Here is a 19,237-nt window from a genome sequence, read left to right on the forward strand (position 1 = left end):
TCATGAGCGATGCCACCCCTGCCCTGGCCATCCGGCCCTTCCACGACGAACGCACCGGCACGGTCACCTACGTGCTGTCCGATCCGGCGGCGCGGCAGGCCGCGGTGGTCGATCCGGTGCTCGATTTCGACCTGAAGTCCGGCCGCACCTCGACGGCGCAGGCCGATCGCGTGCTGGCCTACCTCACGGAGGCCGGCCTGCAGGTGCAGTGGATCCTGGAGACCCACGCCCATGCCGACCACCTGTCCGCGGCGCGCTACCTGCAGGAACGCGTCGGCGGGCGCATCGCCATCGGCGAGCACATCCGCGAGGTGCAGGCGGTGTTCCGCAAGCTCTTCAACCTGGAGCGCGGCTTCCTGCCCGACGGGCGGCAGTTCGACCACCTGTTCGCCGACGGCGAGACCTTCCGCATCGGCGGCATCGAGGCGCAGGCGGTGCTGGTGCCGGGCCATACGCCGGCCTGCCTGGCCTACCGGATCGGGGATGCCGTCTTCGTCGGCGACACGCTGTTCATGCCGGACGTCGGCACGGCGCGCGCCGATTTCCCCGGCGGCGACGCGGCGACGCTGTACCGCTCGATCCGGCGCCTGCTGGCGCTGCCGCCGGCGACGCGGCTCTTCGTCTGCCACGACTACCCGCCCGAGGGCCGCGCGCCGGCCTGGGAAACGACGGTCGCGGAGCAGCGCGAGCGCAACATCCATGTCCACGATGGCGTGACCGAGGCCGAGTTCGTCGCGCTGCGCACCGGGCGCGATGCGCGGCTCGACGTGCCGGCGCTGATCCTGCCCTCGATCCAGGTCAACATCCGCGCCGGCCACCTGCCGCCCGCGGAGGACAACGGCGTCAGCTATCTGAAGATCCCGTTGAACACGCTGGGCCGGCAGTGACCACGATCACTCACTGGAATTGCGATCTTGGCTGCCTGACTTCGAAGATCGTGATGCCCACCTCGGGATTGGCGCTGAGCGATTGGATTTCAATTCCCTGCCAGAAACGAGGCAGCTTGCGGTGGTTGTGTCCGAAGCCGAGGCCAGACATCCATTTCACCGCGCCATCCGGATCCCGAGACATCCTTGCCATCCCGATCCCCTTCGGCGAAGTGATGTCAAAAGAGACCTCCGGCGGCTCATAACCCATGGTACCCAGCTTCAGCGATAGCTGGACAGGATGCTCCGACGCATTGTCGAACCCAAAGGCGAGTTGGTTATCCCCAAAATATTTGGCGACGCTGGCCCTTAAATTGGCCGAGTCAAGGTCAATCTTGTGCTCCTCGACAATCTCAAAGGACTGGCACCAACCGTTGCCTAGCGTTTGTTGGATTTTCGGGTCTGCGCAAAACGCATACGTGAGATTGGCATTCTCGTCCTCGTGCCTCGGGTCATCAGCATGCAGGCACGATTTTCCATCGGCACTGACGCACATCATCCGGCCATCCTGATTCGGCGCCATCACGAACGGAAGCCCGAGCGGCGCGTAGTTTTTCCAATGCGCGAACGTATTGGCGAAGGCAGTGTTGCACCAATGCGCGGGATCATCGTATTCCGACTTCTTGTCGCATTTGCGCGGCTGCACGTCGCGCGCGCCCAGTGTCGGCTCCCCGGGCGTGCAGGACTTCCCATCCTCGCTGTAGCAGCTGAAATACCCGTCGCGCTCGATGCGATAGTACTGATCCCCGTCCTTCATCCATCCGGTCCGCGGAAGGAGCGGGCCTGCGCTGTATGCCGGATACCCGTTGGCGTCGACCGGCGGATCATCCCAGGCGACTCGCGCATAAGCCAGAGTTCTCCACGATCCACCGCCGGCCGATTGCGCGTCTAGCCCCGCGGCGACGGGATGAATGCTCCGGTTGCACCAATGGCCCGGCGTTTCATAGCCAGTTCTCGCGAGACGCGCGTCCAGGAGGACGGTGCAACTGACAGGCTTCCAGATGGAAACATCGCCATTTGGAACCCCTGGCTTGCATGTTTCTCCGTCTTCGCTGTAGCACTGGAACTCACCTTGTTCATCGAAGCGAAAACGTTGCCCCACCGAACCATCGTGAGAATAAATGCGCACGGGGTCAACCTCCCAAGTCGAGGCGATGTGGGGATTTGCCATCGACACCTCGGGCGCGCCCATTGTGATTACTGCAGCGAAGAGCACATGCGGGACCGCCGTACGCAGGCCGGAAAGCAGATTGAAGCTCATGCGAAAACCCATGATTGACAGAGGAATACCTCAGTAGCGTCGTCGCAAAAAGAATCCAACAATCCAGCCACTCGAAAACCAATCAAAGTCCTCAGAAAACTACACGTCCTGAGCAGGAAAAAAGAAAGACCGCCGATCAGCTCGGCGGTCTCCGGGGGTGGCGGGTCAAAGACTAAAGCGCGCTCAAGTCTTCCCCGATCGATTCGTCAGCGAGCTGGATCGATGGTTTTTTTAGCCTGCTCCACCACCTCAGCGGTCCGCACCGTTCTTGAGCCAAACTTGATATCCACGGAATAACGGATCTTGCGCCGACCGCCGCCGACAAGGGCGGTTTCCCGCGTGTTCAGAACTCGCATGCAAATACTCCTTCGATCCCAGATGAAACGCAGCCCGCACCGGGATCACGATGACAGAGCCGGGGCTGCGATTGCCAACCCGCCGCTTGAGTAACCATTCCTCACTCCGCGCACGCCGGCAAATTCGATGGGTCGCCATGGCCGGACCGCATCGAGCCGCCGCCGCGTGCCGTATCGGACGCGACGCGCCCCTGGTCGATGACGATGACACGGTCCGCCATCGCGATCGTTTCCGTGCGGTGGGCCACGATGAGGCGCATCGCGCCGAGCGCGGCGACGCTGGCATTGACGCGGCGCTCCGCGGCGACGTCGAGGTGGCTGGTGGCCTCATCCAGCACCAGGATCCGCGGCCGCTTGTAGATGGCACGCGCCAGCAGCAGGCGTTGCCGCTGGCCGCCCGACAGACCGGTGCCGATGTCGCCGATCTGGGTCCGGTAACCCATGGGCAGCGCGGCGATTTCCTCGTGCACCGCCGCCTGACGCGCGCAGTCCGCCACGCGTTCCAGGTCGGGCGCGGGGTCGAAGAAGCTGATGTTCTCCTCGATGCTGCCGGCGAAGAGCAGATCGTCCTGCATCACCGTGCCGACGATGCGGCGGTAGGCATCCAGTCCCAGACGTTTCACCGGATGGCCTCCCACGAGCATCTCGCCTCGCGTGGGGACCAGCAGACCCAGCATCAGCTTCACCAGCGTCGTCTTGCCGCTGCCCGAGGCGCCGGTCACCGCGACGCACTCGCCGGGCTCGATCCGCAGGTCGATGCCTGACAGCACCTCGGGCTCGCCGTCGCCATAGCGGAAGGCCACGCCGCGCAGTTCGATCGACGCCGGCAGGCGGCTCAGGTCCAGCGGCGCCGATGCGCCGGTCTCCTCGACCGGCGCCGCCAGGATGTCGGACAGCCGCTCGCCATGCAGCCGCAGCATGCGCAGTTCGAAGAGCTTGTCGATCAGCGCGCCCATCCGGTCGCTGAACTGGTCCTTGTAGCTGAGGAAGGCCAGCAGCATGCCGGCGCTCATGCGGGTGTCGAGCACGGCCAGCGCGGCCAGCCAGATCACGGCGATGCGCTCGATGCCGAAGATCAGGCCGCGCGCGGTCTCGTAGCCGACCGACCAGCGCGCCAGGCGCAGTTCGGCGTTGAACTCGTCGGCCAGCAGGTTCATCCAGCCGACGCGGCGCAACTCGCCCCGGCCGAACAGGCGCACCGCCTGGGCGCCGCGCACCGATTCGAGGAAATGGGTCTGCTGCAGCGCGCCGCACCGGATCCTGTCGGCGCTGGCGCTGCGCAGCGCGCGGAAGACGCTCCAGCGCAGCAGGCCGTAGAGCAGCACGGCGCCCAGCACCACCGCCGTCAGCGGCCCGCTGTACATCAGCATGACGGCGAGCGTGACCAGCGCCAGCAGGCCATCGATGACGCCCTCGATGAACTGCGTGGTGAGCGTGTGCTGGATGGTCTCGATCGAGCCGAAGCGCGAGACGATGTCGCCGAGATGGCGCTTCTCGAACCACGCCAGCGGCAGGCGCATCAGATGGCCGAAGGCGCGCCCCTGCCACTGGAACGCCAGGCTGGTGGAGAGCACCGTCGTCATCCACGAGCGCACGGCGCCGAGCGCGACGCGGATCACCGCCAGCAGCAGGAAGCCCAGGCCGAGCACGATCACCAGATCGTGGTCGCCGGTACCCAGCGCGTGGTCGGTGAGCCACTGCAGATGGAACGGCGCCACCAAGGCCAGCGCCTGCAGCGCGATGCCGAGCACGAGCACCTGCGCGGCCGAGCGCTTCAGGCCGACGACAGGCCCGAGCAGCGCGCGCCAGCGCGGCGGCTGGACCTCGGCGGGCGGCGGGGTCCCGCCATCGGTCGCGTCGAAGTCCTCGTCGGGCGCGAGCTCGAGCGCGATCCCGGTGAAGCGCCGCGACACCTCCGCCAGGGGCACGCGACGCCGCCCGCAGGCGGGATCGATGATGGTCACGCCATGGCGCGCCACGCGCTCCAGCACGACGAAGTGCTCCATGTCCCAGTGGAGGACGCAGGGCAGCGACAGCGCCTTGAGTTCGTCCAGATCGAGCTGCAGCGGACGGCTGCGCAGGCGCAGCGCGTCCGCCATGTCGATCAGGCTGGCGAGCGTGGCGCCGTGGACCGAGATCGAGAAGCGGCGCCGCATCGCCGGGAGATCCATGCGCAGGCCCCAGTGGCTGGCGATCATCGCGAGGCAGGCGGCGCCGCATTCGGCGGCCTCGTCCTGGCGCAGCTCGGGCGTGCGCCGGCGGGACCGGAACGACAGATCGGGAACGGCCCTCATCGCGCGCCCCCGGCGGCATCGGATGGCGCACGCACCGTCGCGCCGCCCAGGCGCCGCAGGGGATCGATGACCCATTCGTAGAGGCGGCGGCGTTCGAGCGGCACGATGGCCTCGAGCGTCATACCCGGCCGCAGCGCCTGCCCGGCGCCGCGCGCGGACAGCGACTGCCGGGGCAGACGCACCCGCACGCGGTAGGCGGAGGGCCCGCCAGCGGCCGCCGGATCCGACGCAAGCAGGTCGACGCCGCGCACGCGGCCCTCGATCGCGCCGAATTTCTGATGGGGGTAGGCGTCGAGATGCAGCCGCACCGCCATGCCGGGCGCGAGGAACGCCGCCGCGTGCGAGGGCGCGCGCACGTCGGCCTCGAGTTCGTCGCCCGCGGGCCAGAGTTGCGCGAGCACCTCGCCCGCGGCGACGCTCTGCCCCGGCTCGCCCCGGAGCGCGGAAACGACCCCGGCGCGGGGCGCGCGGATCAGGGTCTCGCGCCGCCCTTCGTGTTCGGCGAGTTCCTGCTCGAGCGCGGCCAGCGCACCGGCGGCGGCTTCGTCATCGCGGCGCAGTTGAAGTTCGAGGTCGCGCGAGTCCTGCTGCGCCGCCGCGCGATCGCGCCGCGCCGAGGCGCTGGCGCGCGCCTGCTGCGACAGGCGTTGACGGGCGTCGATCAACGCGGCCTCGCGCTCCTGGACGGCGGTGGCGGTGCTCATGCCATGGGCCTGCAGCGCGCGCTGGCGATCGAGTGCCGCGCGATCGAGTTCGACGCGGCGATGCGACAAGCGGAGTTCGTCATCCAGCCGGTGCAGATCGCCGTCGAGCGCGGCGATCCGGTCGCGCCATGCCGCCAGGCGCTGGCGTGCCTGCGCCTGGCGATGGCTGGTCTCGGCGGTCAGACTGTCGCGGCGCTGCGCGATCAGCCGCGACACGGCGGCGTCGACGATGCCGCCTCGCGCGTCGCTCCGCTCGCTCCCCAGCAGGAAGAGGCCTTCGCCCGCGCGCACGGATTGACCGTCCGTGACGCGCCGCTCGATGACGCGGCCGGGCCGGTCCGCGACGACACGCAGCACGCCGCCAGCCGGCGTGAGAACGCCGGACAGCCGCGCGGTGGCGCTCGTCGAGAAGCACAGGAAGAACGCCAGCAGCGACGCCACGATCGCGGCGGCAAGCCCGGTCAGCAACGCGAAGCTCGCGGGCCGCGCCAGCAGGATCGCGCCGTGGAGCGCATTGCCCTCGCGCTGGGCCTCGGCGCGGAAAAGCGCCGAGGGCGCGTCAGGCGGCGGTGGGTCGGAAGACGTCAAAAGCCGCAATCGCCGGGGGTCAGTTCCGGCAATCTCCGTTCGTCCTGAGGATCAACCGGAGCAACCCCCAGGACATCGGAGCGACCGCCGCAGGCGCCTCGTCGACGCCCGCAGCGCTAGTGGATCAGCGCGCCTGGACCGGGAGATGGCTATTGCGAATGCCAACTCCCGTTCGACCGTGCCGCGCCTCGGCGAGAGGCGTCCGTCAAGGGACTACTTCGGCGCGGCCGGCGAAGGCAACCCGAACACGATCGCCAGCGCGCCAGGTACCGCGCCCGTCTGCCCGCCGGCCGGCTTGGGCGCGGGCGTCAGTTCCTTCGCGATCGCGACGGACAGCAGCGGCGGGCACAGCGCCCCGAGAAACCATTCCCACCAGGCCGCGCCGCCGCCGTGAACGCAGGCCGCTTCTTGCTCATTCAAGGTTTGCATCGCCATGCTTCCTTCCGTCGAAACATCCGGTCCTGACCAGGACGCGGCGGAGACGCCAGGACCAGCACATCACCGCCGCGGGGCGTCCGTTCAACACCCACGGCGCTAGTGCGCCGCCCCGCTCCCGCGCGCCTTCGGCGGCGCGGAAGGTGGCCATCCCGTTTCGCCGGGTTCAGCCGTCAATGCCCCGCGTGCGCGGGCCCATCGCCGTCCCGCGCGGTGTCGACGGGAAACGGCGCGAACCACGCCAGCACGATCGGTGGCAGCGAGAACACCAGCACCCAGCCGAAGAAGCTGGCGTAATGCTCGCCCACGCCCGAGAACAGCCAGCCGCTGACGCTGCCCGTGGCCCACTTGGTCATCGCCATGACGCCCGTGGCCATCGCGTAATGCGTCATCTTGAAGGGCCCCGGCGCGATCTGCTGCATCATGTACAGCATGTGCCCGACCGAGCCCATGCCGAAGCCGAACTTCTCCACGGCGACGATGGCGCCGATCCACCACAGGTCCGCCGGCAGCGCGTGGCTCAGGTAGTAGTAGGTCAGGTGCGGCAGGTTGAGGGCGATCGCCAGCAGCAGGAACGAGCGCCGCAGCGTCATCTTCGCGGCGATGAAGCCGCCCAGGAACGCGCCCGCGATGAAGGCCACCGTGCCCGCCGTCCCGTAGATGTGCCCCAGCGCCGCGTTGTCCAGCCCCAGCCCGCCCACCGAGCGCGGATCGAGCAGGAACAGCGGCCCGAACTTCTCGATGAAGCCCTCGCCGAAGCGGTAGAAGAACACCACCGCCAGCATCATCCAGATCGACGGCTTCTGGAACAGCGTCGCCCAGGACTCGCGCAGCGAGACCATCGCCGTGCGCAGGTCCTGGCCATGCACCGCCGCCGGCGCGCCCGGCGGCAGCACTCGCAGGTGCCACAGGCCGAAGCCGCCCATCATCGCCGCCGCGCCCAGCATCACCGCCATCCAGCACTGCACCCAGGTCCAGGCCAGCGCGTCGTGCAGCCACCCGGTCAGCGACACCAGCAACCCCGACGCGACCACGGCGCCCAGGTTCCAGCACATGCCCTGCAGGCCGGCGTAGCTCGCCTGCTCGCGCGGCGGCATCGTCGTCATGAACACGCCGTCGGCCACGATGTCCTGCGTCGCCGACGCGAAACCGGTGATCCAGAAGAAGGCCAGCGACGCGCGCAGGAAGCCCTCCAGCGGCAGGCAGAACGCGATCGCGCCGATCGACGCCATCATCACGAACTGCATCGCGATCACCCACCAGCGCTTGGTCTTGTAAGGCTCCAGCAGCGGCGACCACAGCGGCTTGAGCACCCACGGCAGGTACATCTGCGAGGTGTACAGCGCGATGTCCGCGTTGGACACGCCCATGTTCTTGTAAAGGATCGCGGCCACCGCGCCCACCAGCACGTTGGGCAGGCCCATCGCGAGGTAGAGCGTTGGCACCCAGCTCAGCGGGTGGTGACCCGGCTTGCCCGGGCCGGATCCGGCTTCGGCGGCCGGCGCGGCGCCCTCTTCCAGCCCCGCTGCTGCCCGCGACGGCTGCGCGCCATCGCCCGGCAGCCGGGAAAGATCTGCACTCATCGTTGTCTCCTGTTTGGCGCGCAGCATAGAACACCATGACAACGCTGTCAGCCTCGGGAATCGCCTTAGCGGCACCATTGGACTGCGAAGGCCCCTCTCCCCTGCCCTCTCCCCGCAAGGCGGGGCGAGGGAGTTGCAGCGTGAACAACATCCCGGGATTGCGCTTGGAGGTGCCAAGGAAGCGTGAAGACGTGGCGACGGATTCATGACGGCAAGGTTTCCGACGGGTTCAGCGCGCACGCTTGCGAAACCTCCCGTAACACCCGCTTCGCCAGGGGTTCACAACATGTCCCTCCTCCGCAACTTCCGCATCGGCAAGCGCCTCGGACTTGCCTTCGCCGCCGTGCTGCTCCTGCTGTGCTTCATCGCCGGCTTCGGCATCCAGCAGATGGCGCACATCAACGCCAACGTGCAGGACCTCAACGAGAACTGGCTGCCCAGCGTCGCCAAGCTTGCCGACATGCAGGACGCCGCCAACCTGGCGCGCCGCCTGTCGCTGCGATCCGTGCTCGAGAACGACGAGACCCGCCGGACCAAGATCGTCCAGGACCACGACGCCGCGATGCGTGAGTTCGAGAAGGCGGCAAAGATCTACGAGGCGTCCATCACGCCGGGCCGCGAGCAGGAGCTCTACACCCGCATCCGCGAGACCTGGAAGGCCTACCAGGACGCCGACGCCGAGCTGGCGAAGGTGGTCGCCGGCGGCGAGGCCCAGCATGAGGCCGCCCGCAAGCTGTCCGCCGGCGCCTCGTCGGCCATCTTCAGCGACCTGGCCCAGGCGATCGACGTCGACGTCAACTTCAATCGCGACGGCGGCGGCGCCGCCGCCAAGGACGCCGCCGTGTCCTACGCCGACGGCCTGCGCGTGACCCTCATTGCCGTGGCCGTCGCGCTGGCCATCGGCATCTGGCTGGCCTGGCAGGTGACGCGGTCCATCACCGCGCCGATCGCGCAAGCCGTCCGGGCCTCCGAGGACGTGGCCGGCGGCGACCTGACCATCGCCCTGCGCGCCGAGGAGCGCGACGAGCCCGCCGACCTGCTGCGCGCCATGGGCCGCATGGTCGACCAGCTCGGCCGCCTGGTCGGCCAGGTGCGAGACAGCAGCGAGAGCATCGCCACCGGCTCCCAGGAGATCGCCCAGGGCAACGCGGACCTGAGCTCCCGCACCGAGAGCCAGGCCAGCAGCCTGCAGCAGACCGCCGCGTCGATGGAGCAGCTGACCAGCTCGGTGGCCCAGAACGCCGCCTCGGCCAGCCAGGCCAGCCGCATGGCGGCCGAGGCCTCCGGCGCCGCCGGCGAAGGCGGCCAGGCCGTCGGCGACCTGGTCCAGACCATGCAGGGCATCAGCGACGCCTCGCGCCGCATCGAGGACATCATCGGCGTCATCGACGCGATCGCCTTCCAGACCAACATCCTGGCGCTGAACGCCGCCGTCGAGGCCGCCCGCGCCGGCGAGCAGGGCCGCGGCTTCGCCGTCGTCGCCTCCGAGGTGCGGGCGCTGGCGCAGCGCTCGGCCGGCGCCGCCAAGGAGATCAAGGACCTGATCCAGGCCAGCACGCAGCGCGTGGACACCGGCGCCCGCCAGGCCGCCAGCGCCGGCGAGGTCATGCAGCGCGTCGTGGCCCAGGTGGGCCAGGTCGACACGCTGATCCGCGAGATCTCCGCCGCCACCCAGGAGCAGAACGGCGGCATCCAGCAGGTCGGCGACGCCGTCACCCACCTGGACCAGGTCACCCAGCAGAACGCCGCCCTGGTGGAGGAAAGCGCCGCCGCGGCCGAGAGCCTCAACGGCCAGGCCCAGCAACTGGCCCGGCTGGTGAGCCAGTTCCGGCTGCGGGCGGCGATTACCTAAGTCACGAGGCCGGGAGCCCCCCGCTGGCTATCCTTTCCTCCGGTCAAGAAGGACAGCCAGATGCTCACGCCGCGTTCGGGAAACCAGGGATCCAAGCACCTCACTCGCAGGGCCGCCGCCGCGGCCCCCGCCGCGCTCGCGGCGGTCATCGCCCTCGGGGCGCTGGGCGGGTGCTCGTCCATGTCCAGCCTCAACCCCTTCGGCCCGGGTGCGCCCAAGCCGACCGAGGTGCGCGGCAGCATCCAGGCCTCGGCCCAGCTCAATCCCAGCGTCACCAAGCGCCCTTCCCCGCTGCTGGTGCGCGTCTATGAGCTGAAATCGGCCAACGCCTTCAACTCGGCCGACTTCATCAGCCTGTACCAGAAGGACCAGGCCGAGCTCGGCACCGAGATGGTCGCCCGCGAGGAAATGACCCTCCAGCCGGGCGAATCGCGCCCGATCAACAAGAAGACGCTGTCGCCGGAAACGCGCTTCATCGCCGTCTTCGGCGCCTACCGCGACCTGGAGCACGCGCGCTGGCGCGCGGTGGTCCCGGTGATCGCCGGCAAGAAGCAGGAAGTCCTCATCCAGGCTGACGAGCTGTCGGTCAGCGCCTCGGTCAAGCAGCCGTGAGCTGGCACAGCAAGGTCATCTGGACGCAGGGCATGTTCCTGCTGCCCCACCATTTCCAGCAGGAAACCCGTTACCTCGAGCACCTGGTCGACAGCCGCGCCCGCGCGCTGGCGCCGCATGGCTGGGGCTTCACCGAACTGGTGCTGGACGAGGCGCTGCTGAGCGTCGGCCGCCTGGGCATCGTGCGCGCCAGCGGCATCCTGCCCGACGGCACGCCCTTCCAGATCCCGCAGGCGGACGCCGCGATGGCGCCGCTGGAGGTTCCCGCCGACCTCAAGGGCGACATGGTCGTGCTGGCCGCGCCGATCGCGCGCCCGGGCACGGACCAGGTCGCCTTCAACGGTAACAACGGTCACAGCGGCCATGACGGTGGCGAACTCCACCGCTACCACGTCATCGACCAGGACCTGCGCGACCAGACCAGCGCCGGCGACGAGCCCGAGCCCGTCCAGACCGGCGCGCTGACGCTGCGCCTGCTGCCGGCGCGCGAGCTCAACGACGCCTACGCGGCGCTGGGCGTGGCCCGCATCGCCGAGCGCCGCGCCGACCAGCAGTTGGTGCTGGACCGCAGCTACATCCCGCCGCAGACCCGCATCGACGCCAGCGGCCACCTCTCGGCGATGGCCTCGCTGCTGCACGGCCTGGTGCGCCAGCGCGCGCAGCTGCTGTCCTCGCGCATGGGGCAACTGGGCAACGGCGTGTCCGAACTGGCCGACTTCCTGATGCTGCAGGCGCTGAACCGCGCCGATCCGCTGTTCCGCCAGCACGCGGCCTCGCCGCACGTGCATCCGGAGACGCTGCACCGCGACTGCCTGCAACTGGCCGGCGACATGGCGACCTTCGTCAGCGACACCCGCCTGGCCTCCGAGTACCCGCTGTACCGCCACGACGACCTGCGCGGCAGCTTCGCGCCGCTGCTCGAGGACCTGCGCCGCATGCTCAGCGTCGTGCTGGAACGCAACGCGCTTCAGATCGACCTGACCGAGCGCACCCACGGCGTGCGCACCGCCGTCGTGCCCGACGCCGACCTGCTGCGCAGCGCGAGCTTCGTCATCGCCGTCAACGCGCAGGTCGCGGCGGAGCAACTGCGCCAGCGCTTCCCGGCGCAATCCAAGCTGGGTCCGGTGGACCGCATCCGCGACCTGGTGAACCTGCAGCTGCCCGGCATCGGCCTGCGCGCGCTGCCGGTCGCGCCGCGCCAGCTGCCTTTCCACGCGGGCTTCCATTACTTCGAGCTGGACCGCGGCGGCGAGCTGTGGAAGCAGCTCGAGCGCAGCGGCAGCCTGGCGCTGCACGTCGCCGGCGACTTCCCCGGACTGGAGCTGGAGCTCTGGGCCATCCGGCAGTAAGCGCCGTCCGCGGCGCCGCGCCGGGCCCCTCCGCCCTTCCACCGATCAAGACAAGCAACCCCGGGAGCCGGCATGGACCCCTCCGCGCTCAACGATCCGTTCGCAGGCTTCGACGATCAGCGCACCTTCATCAAGCCCCGTCCGGGCGGCGCCCAGGCGCCGCGCGGCGCGCCGCCGTCCCCGGATCCGGCGCAGCCCGACGCCGCGCCCCCGGCCGCCGGCCTCAACCCGCTGCTGACGCTGGCCAACCCGCTGCTGCTGCTGGTGCCGCAATTGCGCGCGACCCGCAGGGTCGACGACGTGGGCTCGCTGCGCAACAACCTGGCGCAGGGCATCCGCGACTTCGCCAGCCGCGCCGCGGCCGCCGGCATCCCGCCGGAGCGCGTCATGGCCACGCGCTACGTGCTCTGCACCATGATCGACGAGGCCTGCGCCGACACGCCCTGGGGCGGCTCCGGCGTCTGGGCGCGGCACAGCCTGCTGTCGATGTTCCACAACGAGACCTGGGGCGGCGAGAAGGTCTTCCAGCTGATGGCCCGCCTGGCCGAAAAGCCGGACGCCAACCGCGACCTGCTCGAGCTGATCTACGCCGCGCTGACCTTGGGCTTCGCCGGACGCTACCGCGTCATCGACAACGGCCCCGCGCAGCTGGAGGCGGTGCGTGACCGCCTCGCGCAGATCCTGAAGCAGCAGCGCGGCGACTACCCCGCCGCGCTGGCGCAGCACTGGCAGGTCGAGGCCATCGTCCAGCGCCGCCACATCGGCTGGCTGCCGCTGGCCGCCACCGCCGCGCTGACGGCGCTGCTGCTGGTGGGCGTGTACCTGTCGCTGACGCTGTCGCTGGCGGAGCGCTCCGATCCGGTGTTCGGGCAGATCCAGTCGCTGCGCCTGTCGCCGCCGGTGGTCGCGCCCCCGCCGCCGCCGGCCAAGCCGCGGCTGGCGCAGTTCCTGCAATCGGACATCAAGGCCGGCCTGGTCGCCGTGCGCGACGAGGTCGACCGCAGCGTCGTGACAATCCGCGGCGACGGTCTGTTCGCGCCGGCCAGCGCCACCATCGTGCCGGAACGCGAGGCGCTGATGACGCGCATCGCCGACGCGCTGACGCAGGTGCAGGGCACGGTGCTGGTGACCGGCCACAGCGACGGCACGCCGATCCGCACGCCGCGCTTCCCGTCCAACTGGCACCTGTCCGAGGAACGCGCCAACACCGTGCGCGAGCTGCTGGTGGCGCGCCGCGTCGCGCCCGAGCGCATCCGCGCCGAGGGCCGCGCCGACGCCGAGCCGGTCGCGCCCAACGACACGCCCGCCAACCGCGCGCTGAACCGGCGCGTGGAAATCAGTCTGATGGTCAATGGCCGGGCGCCCGATGCGCCGGCGCGCGGAGCTTCGCGATGAAACGCGTCCTGGGATGGATCTTCAACCGCTGGGTCCTGCTGGCAGTGCTGGTGCTGGCGGTCGCGCTGCTGATCTGGATCGTCGGCCCGCTGGTCGCGATCGGCGAGTCGCGCCCGCTGGACACCGAACGCTCGCGCTGGATCACGATCGGCGTGCTGGTGCTGGTGGTGGCGCTGTGCATCGCGTGGTCGCGCTGGCGCGCCAGGCGCGGCAACACGGCGGTCGTGAACCAGCTGCTGCAGCAGCCCGCCGGCGAGACGCCCGAACGCGAGAGCGCCGACATGGTGGCCGTGCGCGAGCGCTTCCGCCAGGCGCTGCAGATGCTGCAGCGCTCGCGCTTCGGCGCCGAGGGGTCGGCCGGCTTCGCGTCCAAGCTGCGCTCGCGCTTCGGCGGCCGCTATCTCTACGAGCTGCCCTGGTACCTGATCATCGGCGCGCCCGGTTCCGGCAAGACGACCGCGCTGCGCCACAGCGGGCTGAACTTCCCGCTCGCCGAGCAGATGGGCGACCACGCGATCCGCGGCGTCGGCGGCACGCGCCACTGCGACTGGTGGTTCACCGACCAGGCGGTGCTGATCGATACCGCCGGCCGCTTCACGACGCAGGACAGCGACCCGGACAACGACAAGGCGACCTGGAGCGGCTTCCTGCAGATGCTGCGCCGCTCGCGGCCGCGCCAGCCGATCAACGGCGCGCTGGTGACGGTGTCGGTGACGGACCTGCTCTCGCGCAGCCCGTCCGAGCGCGCCCAGCACGCCGCCACCGTGCGCGCCCGCGTGCAGGAGCTGCAGAAGGACCTGGACATCCGCTTCCCGGTCTACCTGCTGGTCACCAAGGCCGACCTGCTGTCGGGCTTCATGGACTACTTCGCGACGCTGGACAAGGACCAGCGCGCCGCGCCGTGGGGCTTCACCTTCCCGCGGAGCAGCGCCTCGCCGCTGGCCGGCTTCGGCGCCGAGTTCGACGCGCTCGAGCAGCGCCTGCAGAACGGCCTGATCGACCGCCTCCAGGCCGAGCGCGATCCGCAGCGCCGCGCCCGCATCTACGGCTTCCCGGCGCAGTTCGCGAGCCTGCGCGCGCTGCTGGCCGAGTTCGCCGAGGGCGTCTTCGCGCCCACGCCTTACGAAGCGCAGCCGCAATTGCGCGGCGTCTACTTCGTCAGCGGCACGCAGGAAGGCACGCCGATCGACCGGGTGCTGGGCTCGGTGGCGCGCAGCTATCAGATCGAGCACGCGGTGCTGGCGCCCAACCAGGCCAGCGGCCGCAGCTACTTCCTGAACCGGCTGCTGGGCGAGGTGGTGTTCGCCGAGGCCGGCCTGGGCGGCACGCACCGCGGCTGGGAACGCCGCCGCAATGCGCTGGCGCTGGCGGGCTACGCCGTCGTGGCGATCGCCGGCATCGGCCTGATCACCGCCTGGACCGTCAGCTACTTCAACAACCGCAAGTACCTGGAGGACACCTCGGCCCGCGCCGACCAGGTGCGCGAGCTGCTGCAGTCCACACCCAACCGCGCCACCGCGGACCTGCTGCCCATCCTGCCGGCGCTGCAGGCCACGCGCGCGCTCGCGGCGCTCGACGACCAGGTGCCGCTGTCGATGCGCATGGGCCTGTTCCAGGGCCGCAAGCTCGACAGCGCGGCGCGCGCGTCCTACCAGCGCATGCTGGGCGACGCGGTGCTGCCGCGGCTGGTGCTGCGCATCGAGGAGCAGCTGCGCCAGGGCGCCGCGACGCCGGTCACGCTCTACGAGGCGCTCAAGGCCTACGTGATGCTGCATGACCCGCAGCACTTCGACGCCCGGGCGCTCAAGCAGCACATCGAAAGCGACTGGGAGACCACGCGCCGCGAGCTGACGCCGGACCAGCGCGAGCAGCTCGGCGCCCACCTGGACGCGCTGCTGTCGCAGGGCGGCATCGCCTCGCCGCTGCCGGAGGACGCCTCGCTGCTGACGGCCGTGCGCACCCAGCTCGCGACGCAGCCGCTGCCGCAGCGCATCTACAACCGGCTGCGCGCGCAGGGGCTGGGCAACGAGTATCCGGAGTTCACCGTCTCGCGCGCGGGCGGCCACAACGCGCCGCTGCTGTTCACGCGCACCAACGGCGCGCCGCTGTCGCAGGGCGTGCCGGGCTTCTTCACCCGCGACGCCTACCTGCGCGGCTTCCAGCCCCGGGTGGGCCAGGTCGCCGACGAGCTGTCGGCCGAGGAGCCCTGGGTGCTGGGCGTCGCCGCCGCGCCCAAGGACGCGCAGGCCATCGTGCGCGCCAACGCGCCACTGGTGGACGACGTGCGCCGGCTCTACCTGAACGACTACGCCGCGGCCTGGGAGGCCTTCCTCAACAGCGTCAAGCTGCTGCCGATGGCGACGGTGCCGCAGTCGGTGGAGCGCTCGCGCATGCTGTCCGCGCCGGACAGCCCGCTGGGCCCGTTCCTGCGGGCGGCCTCGCGCGAGACGACGCTGACGCAGCCCGGCAACGCGATCGAGAACGCCGAGCGCCGCGCCGCCGACCTGGTCCAGCAGACCCGCGAGCGCGTGGCCGGCATGTTCGGCAAGCCCGGCCAGCCCGGCGCCCAGCCGGATCCGAACGCGCCGCGCATCGAGAGCATCGTCGACGACCGCTTCACCGCGCTGCGCAGCATGGTCACCGCGCCGGCGGGCGGCGGCAAGGCGCCGCTGGACGAGACCGTCGGCCTGATCGCCGAGGCCAACATCATGCTGACGGCCGCCGATTCGGCGCTCAAGGGCGGCAGCGCGCCGCCGCCGTCGCCGGTGCCCACGCGGCTGAAGGCCGCCGCGGCGATGAGCCCCGAGCCGCTGCGCACCATGCTCGACGACCTGGGCAGCAGCAGCGCCCGCGTGTCGCAAGGCGCGATGCGGCAGAACCTGGCGATGGAGGTGCGCTCGCAGGTCGGCGAGTTCTGCAACCAGGCCGTCGCCGGGCGCTATCCGCTGGACCGCAACTCGGCGCGCGACGCCACGCAGGCCGACTTCGCAATGCTGTTCGGCCCGGGCGGCAAGATCGACCAGCTGTTCCAGCAGAAGCTCGCGCCCTATGTCGACACGACGACGCGGCCGTGGAAGTTCCGCGCCGTCGAGGGCACGCCGCTGGGCGGGGACAGCGGCACGCTGCCGCAGTTCCAGCGCGCGCAGGCGATCAAGGAGACCTTCTTCCCCGGCAGCGCCACGCCCTCGCTGCGGCTGGACTTCAAGCCGGTCGAGATGGACACCACGATCCAGCAGTTCATCCTGGACGTCGACGGCCAGATCGTGCGCTACAGCCACGGCCCGCAGATCCCGACCTCGGTGCAATGGCCGGGCCCGCGCGGCAGCTCGCAGGTGCGCGTGCAGATCAGTCCGGCCAGCGCCAGCGGCTCGTCCGGCATGGTCAACGACGGTCCCTGGGCGCTGTTCCGGATGTTCGACCGCGTGAAGATCGAGAAGACCAACGCCCCGGAGCGCTTCCGGGCGACCTTCGACGTGGACGGCCGCAAGGCGGTCTTTGAAATCACCGCGAGCAGCGTCCGCAACCCCTTCCGGCTGCCGGAGCTCAACGAGTTCCGCTGCCCGAGCGGCCTGTGATGACCAGGAGAGTCCGACGATGAGCGCGCTGCCCGAAGCCCTGAACCCCTCCGGCGAGACCGCGCCCGGCTGGTACGGCAAGGTCGCCGCGCTGGGCGATTTCGCGCAGCGCCGGCTGCCGCAGCACTTCGTGCGCCACTGCGATGCCTGGCTGTCCGGCGTGATGCAGGACCTGCCCAAGGTGCTGGGGCCGCGCTGGCTGGACACCTACCTGACCGCGCCGGTGCTGCGCTTCGCCTGGGCGCCGGGCGTGGTCGACATGAAATGGTGGTTCGGCGTGCTGATGGCCAGTTGCGACAACGTCGGGCGCTACTTCCCGCTGGTGATCGCGCAGCCCCGGACCCAGCCGCCGGTGGACCGCGCCGGGCTGGATCACCTGGACCGCTGGTACGCGGTGCTGGCCAACGCGGCGATGCGCACGCTGGAGGACACCGCGACGGTGGACTCGCTGGAGGCGGCGCTGGCCTCGGCCCCGCCCTGGCCGCCCAGCCATGCGGCGACGCTGCCCGCGCCCGAGAACGCGGTGCAATGGGTCACGTACACCGCGCCGGCGGGCCTGCTCACCTCGGCGGTGCCGATGCTGGCCGCGGGCGAGTTGATGGAGCGCCTGGCCGGCTGCACGGTGTGGTCGCCCAACCCGGAGCCGGGCCAGCAGGTCCACATGCGCTGGGGGCCGGGACTGCCGTACGTCGAAGCCTTCACCGCGATGCTGACCAAGCAGGCGGCTTGACGGCGCCAGGCGCCGCCGTGTGAGACAGTCGGCGCCAGGGAGAGCCAACATGACGACATTCGGACGCCGCCTGGCACTGGGATTCCTGCTCGCGGTCGCGGTGCTCGGCATCGTCGGCGCGGTGGCCCTGCGGAGCGCCTTCCTGATGGAGGACGCCGCCGAGGGCGTGACGCGCAGCCACCAGGGCCTGCGCCTGCTCGCCGACCTGCTCAACGAGGTCACGGAAGCCGAGGCCGCGCAGCGCGCCTTCATGCTGACCAAGGACGAGGCCTACGTGACCGCGCTCGACAAGTCCACCGGCGAGGTCAGGGAGAGCCTCCTCGCGATGCGCGCGGCGCCGGCCTGGGCCTCCCACGGCAAGGACCTGGACGACACGCAGCGCGACATCACCGCCCTCTTCCAGCTCTTCCGCGAACGGATCGCCGAGCGCCGCTCGATCTCGATGGAAGAGGTCACGCGCTCGCCCAAGGTGGCGCTGGTGCGCCAGCGCATGGAACAGCTGCGCGCCCGCTTCGAGCGCATGGAGACCGATGAGGTCGCGCACCTGGAGGCCCGCACCGGCGCGATGAGCGAGACCACGCGCCTGGTCAAGTGGGTCGGCCTGGGCGGCTCGGTGCTGGGCCTGCTGATCGTGGCGGTGACTGGGGTCGCGCTGCAGCGCCTGCTGGCCGAGATGGTCGGCGCGGCGGCCGCCGACGTCGCCCGCCAGGCGCGCGAACTCGAGGCCTCGTCGCTGCAGCAGGCCGCCGCGGCCAAGCAGACGGCGTCGGCCGCGGTCGAGCTGACCGCCACGATGCACGAGGTGCAGGCCGCCGCGCACCAGATCGCGCAGCGCTCCACGGAGGTCGAGGAGATGGCCTCCGCCAGTACTCAGGCGGCGCACTCCGGCGGCGTGGCGATGGGCCAGGCACGCGAGGCCACCGCGACGATGCAGCGGCAGGTCGACCAGGTGGTCACGCAGATGACGACGCTGGGCAAGGAGGTCCAGGGCGCGTCGGTGGTGCTGGGTGCCATCGAGGACCTGGCGGAGCGCACCAACATCCTGGCGATCAACGCGACCATCGAGGCCTACAGCGCCGGCGAGGCCGGCGAGCGCTTCCGGGTGGTGGCCGACGAGATCCGCCGCCTGGCCGAGAAGGTCCGCGCGGACGCCTTCGACATCCGCAACCAGCTCGAGTCGATCCGCAACGTCTCCAACGCCACGATCATGTCCACCGAAGCCGGGGCCAAGGCGGTGACCGCCAGCGCCACGCTGTTCTCGGACGTGACGTCGATGCTCGCGCTGATCTCGGAGCGCGTCGGCGCCTCGGAACTGGCGAGCAAGGAGATCAAGATGGCGACGCACCAGCAGTCCAGCGCCGGACGGCAGCTCGAGACCGCGCTGGCGGACGTGGGCCGCGCGACCAGCGACGCCGAGGACGTCGCGCAGCGCAACCTGCGGACCGCCGAAGCCCTGTCGCGGACCGCGCAGCGCCTGAGCGCCTTCGTCGCGTCGCCGACCGTGCGGCGGCGGCCCCTGCCAGCCGCGAACCCGGCCGCGGACACGGCCCCCAAGGGCGCCTGACCCCCCGACCCAG

14 protein-coding genes are annotated in these 19,237 nt (G+C 70.5%); 8 read left to right on the plus strand and 6 right to left on the minus strand.

Annotated features, from left to right (window positions below):
• Positions 1–2 precede the first annotated feature (2 nt).
• Entirely contained in the window at positions 3–887 is an 885-nt protein-coding gene (locus tag ACEN96_RS16380; RefSeq protein WP_495584156.1) for an MBL fold metallo-hydrolase, read from the plus strand.
• A 10-nt stretch (positions 888–897) separates the two neighbouring features.
• Here the strand turns inward: ACEN96_RS16380 and ACEN96_RS16385 are convergent, their stop codons facing one another.
• The 6 genes from ACEN96_RS16385 to ACEN96_RS16410 form a co-directional block, all read right to left on the minus strand.
• Positions 898–2,187 (minus strand): hypothetical protein, encoded by a 1,290-nt coding sequence (locus tag ACEN96_RS16385; protein ID WP_495584157.1) that lies wholly within the window; start codon positions 2,185–2,187, stop codon positions 898–900.
• A 206-nt stretch (positions 2,188–2,393) separates the two neighbouring features.
• Entirely contained in the window at positions 2,394–2,543 is a 150-nt protein-coding gene (locus ACEN96_RS16390) for a hypothetical protein (RefSeq protein WP_495584158.1), read from the minus strand.
• A gap of 101 nt (positions 2,544–2,644) precedes the next feature.
• Entirely contained in the window at positions 2,645–4,837 is a 2,193-nt protein-coding gene (locus ACEN96_RS16395) for a peptidase domain-containing ABC transporter (RefSeq protein ID WP_495584159.1), read from the minus strand.
• On the minus strand, positions 4,834–6,129 hold the full coding sequence (locus ACEN96_RS16400; protein WP_495584160.1) for an HlyD family secretion protein: 1,296 nt from the start codon (positions 6,127–6,129) through the stop codon (positions 4,834–4,836). The genes ACEN96_RS16395 and ACEN96_RS16400 overlap by 4 nt, the downstream gene beginning before the upstream one ends.
• Positions 6,130–6,342: 213 nt before the next feature.
• Positions 6,343–6,558 (minus strand): hypothetical protein, encoded by a 216-nt coding sequence (locus ACEN96_RS16405; protein ID WP_495584161.1) that lies wholly within the window; start codon positions 6,556–6,558, stop codon positions 6,343–6,345.
• A gap of 179 nt (positions 6,559–6,737) precedes the next feature.
• The gene (locus ACEN96_RS16410; RefSeq protein ID WP_495584162.1) at positions 6,738–8,147 is read right to left on the minus strand and encodes an MFS transporter; all 1,410 of its coding nucleotides are present in this window, start codon (positions 8,145–8,147) and stop codon (positions 6,738–6,740) included.
• Positions 8,148–8,433: 286 nt separating this feature from the next.
• Here ACEN96_RS16410 and ACEN96_RS16415 point away from each other — a divergent pair, with 286 nt between their 5' ends.
• The 7 genes from ACEN96_RS16415 to ACEN96_RS16445 all read left to right on the plus strand — a co-directional run bounded on the left by ACEN96_RS16415 (position 8,434) and on the right by ACEN96_RS16445 (position 19,224).
• Complete coding sequence (locus ACEN96_RS16415; RefSeq protein ID WP_495584163.1) at positions 8,434–9,999, plus strand: methyl-accepting chemotaxis protein; 1,566 nt, start codon at positions 8,434–8,436, stop codon at positions 9,997–9,999.
• 60 nt (positions 10,000–10,059) lie between these two features.
• On the plus strand, positions 10,060–10,611 hold the full coding sequence (tssJ, locus tag ACEN96_RS16420) for a type VI secretion system lipoprotein TssJ (protein ID WP_495584164.1): 552 nt from the start codon (positions 10,060–10,062) through the stop codon (positions 10,609–10,611).
• Positions 10,608–11,960, plus strand: a complete 1,353-nt coding sequence (gene tssK / locus ACEN96_RS16425) for a type VI secretion system baseplate subunit TssK (protein ID WP_495584165.1) — start codon at positions 10,608–10,610, stop codon at positions 11,958–11,960. The genes tssJ and tssK overlap by 4 nt, the downstream gene beginning before the upstream one ends.
• A gap of 72 nt (positions 11,961–12,032) precedes the next feature.
• Complete coding sequence (locus ACEN96_RS16430) at positions 12,033–13,355, plus strand: DotU family type VI secretion system protein (protein ID WP_495584166.1); 1,323 nt, start codon at positions 12,033–12,035, stop codon at positions 13,353–13,355.
• A complete protein-coding gene (gene tssM, locus ACEN96_RS16435; protein ID WP_495584167.1) occupies positions 13,352–16,930 on the plus strand; it encodes a type VI secretion system membrane subunit TssM in 3,579 nt (1,192 codons plus the stop codon). Before ACEN96_RS16430 ends, tssM begins: the two co-directional genes overlap by 4 nt.
• Positions 16,931–16,949: 19 nt before the next feature.
• Complete coding sequence (tagF, locus tag ACEN96_RS16440; protein WP_495584168.1) at positions 16,950–17,660, plus strand: type VI secretion system-associated protein TagF; 711 nt, start codon at positions 16,950–16,952, stop codon at positions 17,658–17,660.
• 49 nt (positions 17,661–17,709) lie between these two features.
• Entirely contained in the window at positions 17,710–19,224 is a 1,515-nt protein-coding gene (locus ACEN96_RS16445) for a methyl-accepting chemotaxis protein (RefSeq protein WP_495584169.1), read from the plus strand.
• Positions 19,225–19,237: the final 13 nt, after the last annotated feature.

It is taken from the genome of Roseateles sp. Mitsp63 (genome assembly GCF_059491535.1).

Bases quoted from the DNA above. Each gene is read 5' to 3' on its own strand.
- ACEN96_RS16390 (WP_495584158.1), bottom strand. From the start codon at position 2,543: ATGCGAGTTCTGAACACGCGGGAAACCGCCCTTGTCGGCGGCGGTCGG.
- ACEN96_RS16430 (WP_495584166.1), top strand. From the start codon at position 12,033: ATGGACCCCTCCGCGCTCAACGATCCGTTCGCAGGCTTCGACGATCAG.
- ACEN96_RS16415 (WP_495584163.1), top strand. From the start codon at position 8,434: ATGTCCCTCCTCCGCAACTTCCGCATCGGCAAGCGCCTCGGACTTGCC.
- ACEN96_RS16380 (WP_495584156.1), top strand. From the start codon at position 3: ATGAGCGATGCCACCCCTGCCCTGGCCATCCGGCCCTTCCACGACGAA.
- tssJ (WP_495584164.1), top strand. From the start codon at position 10,060: ATGCTCACGCCGCGTTCGGGAAACCAGGGATCCAAGCACCTCACTCGC.
- ACEN96_RS16445 (WP_495584169.1), top strand. From the start codon at position 17,710: ATGACGACATTCGGACGCCGCCTGGCACTGGGATTCCTGCTCGCGGTC.
- tagF (WP_495584168.1), top strand. From the start codon at position 16,950: ATGAGCGCGCTGCCCGAAGCCCTGAACCCCTCCGGCGAGACCGCGCCC.
- tssM (WP_495584167.1), top strand. From the start codon at position 13,352: ATGAAACGCGTCCTGGGATGGATCTTCAACCGCTGGGTCCTGCTGGCA.
- ACEN96_RS16395 (WP_495584159.1), bottom strand. From the start codon at position 4,837: ATGAGGGCCGTTCCCGATCTGTCGTTCCGGTCCCGCCGGCGCACGCCC.
- ACEN96_RS16405 (WP_495584161.1), bottom strand. From the start codon at position 6,558: ATGCAAACCTTGAATGAGCAAGAAGCGGCCTGCGTTCACGGCGGCGGC.
- ACEN96_RS16385 (WP_495584157.1), bottom strand. From the start codon at position 2,187: ATGAGCTTCAATCTGCTTTCCGGCCTGCGTACGGCGGTCCCGCATGTG.
- ACEN96_RS16410 (WP_495584162.1), bottom strand. From the start codon at position 8,147: ATGAGTGCAGATCTTTCCCGGCTGCCGGGCGATGGCGCGCAGCCGTCG.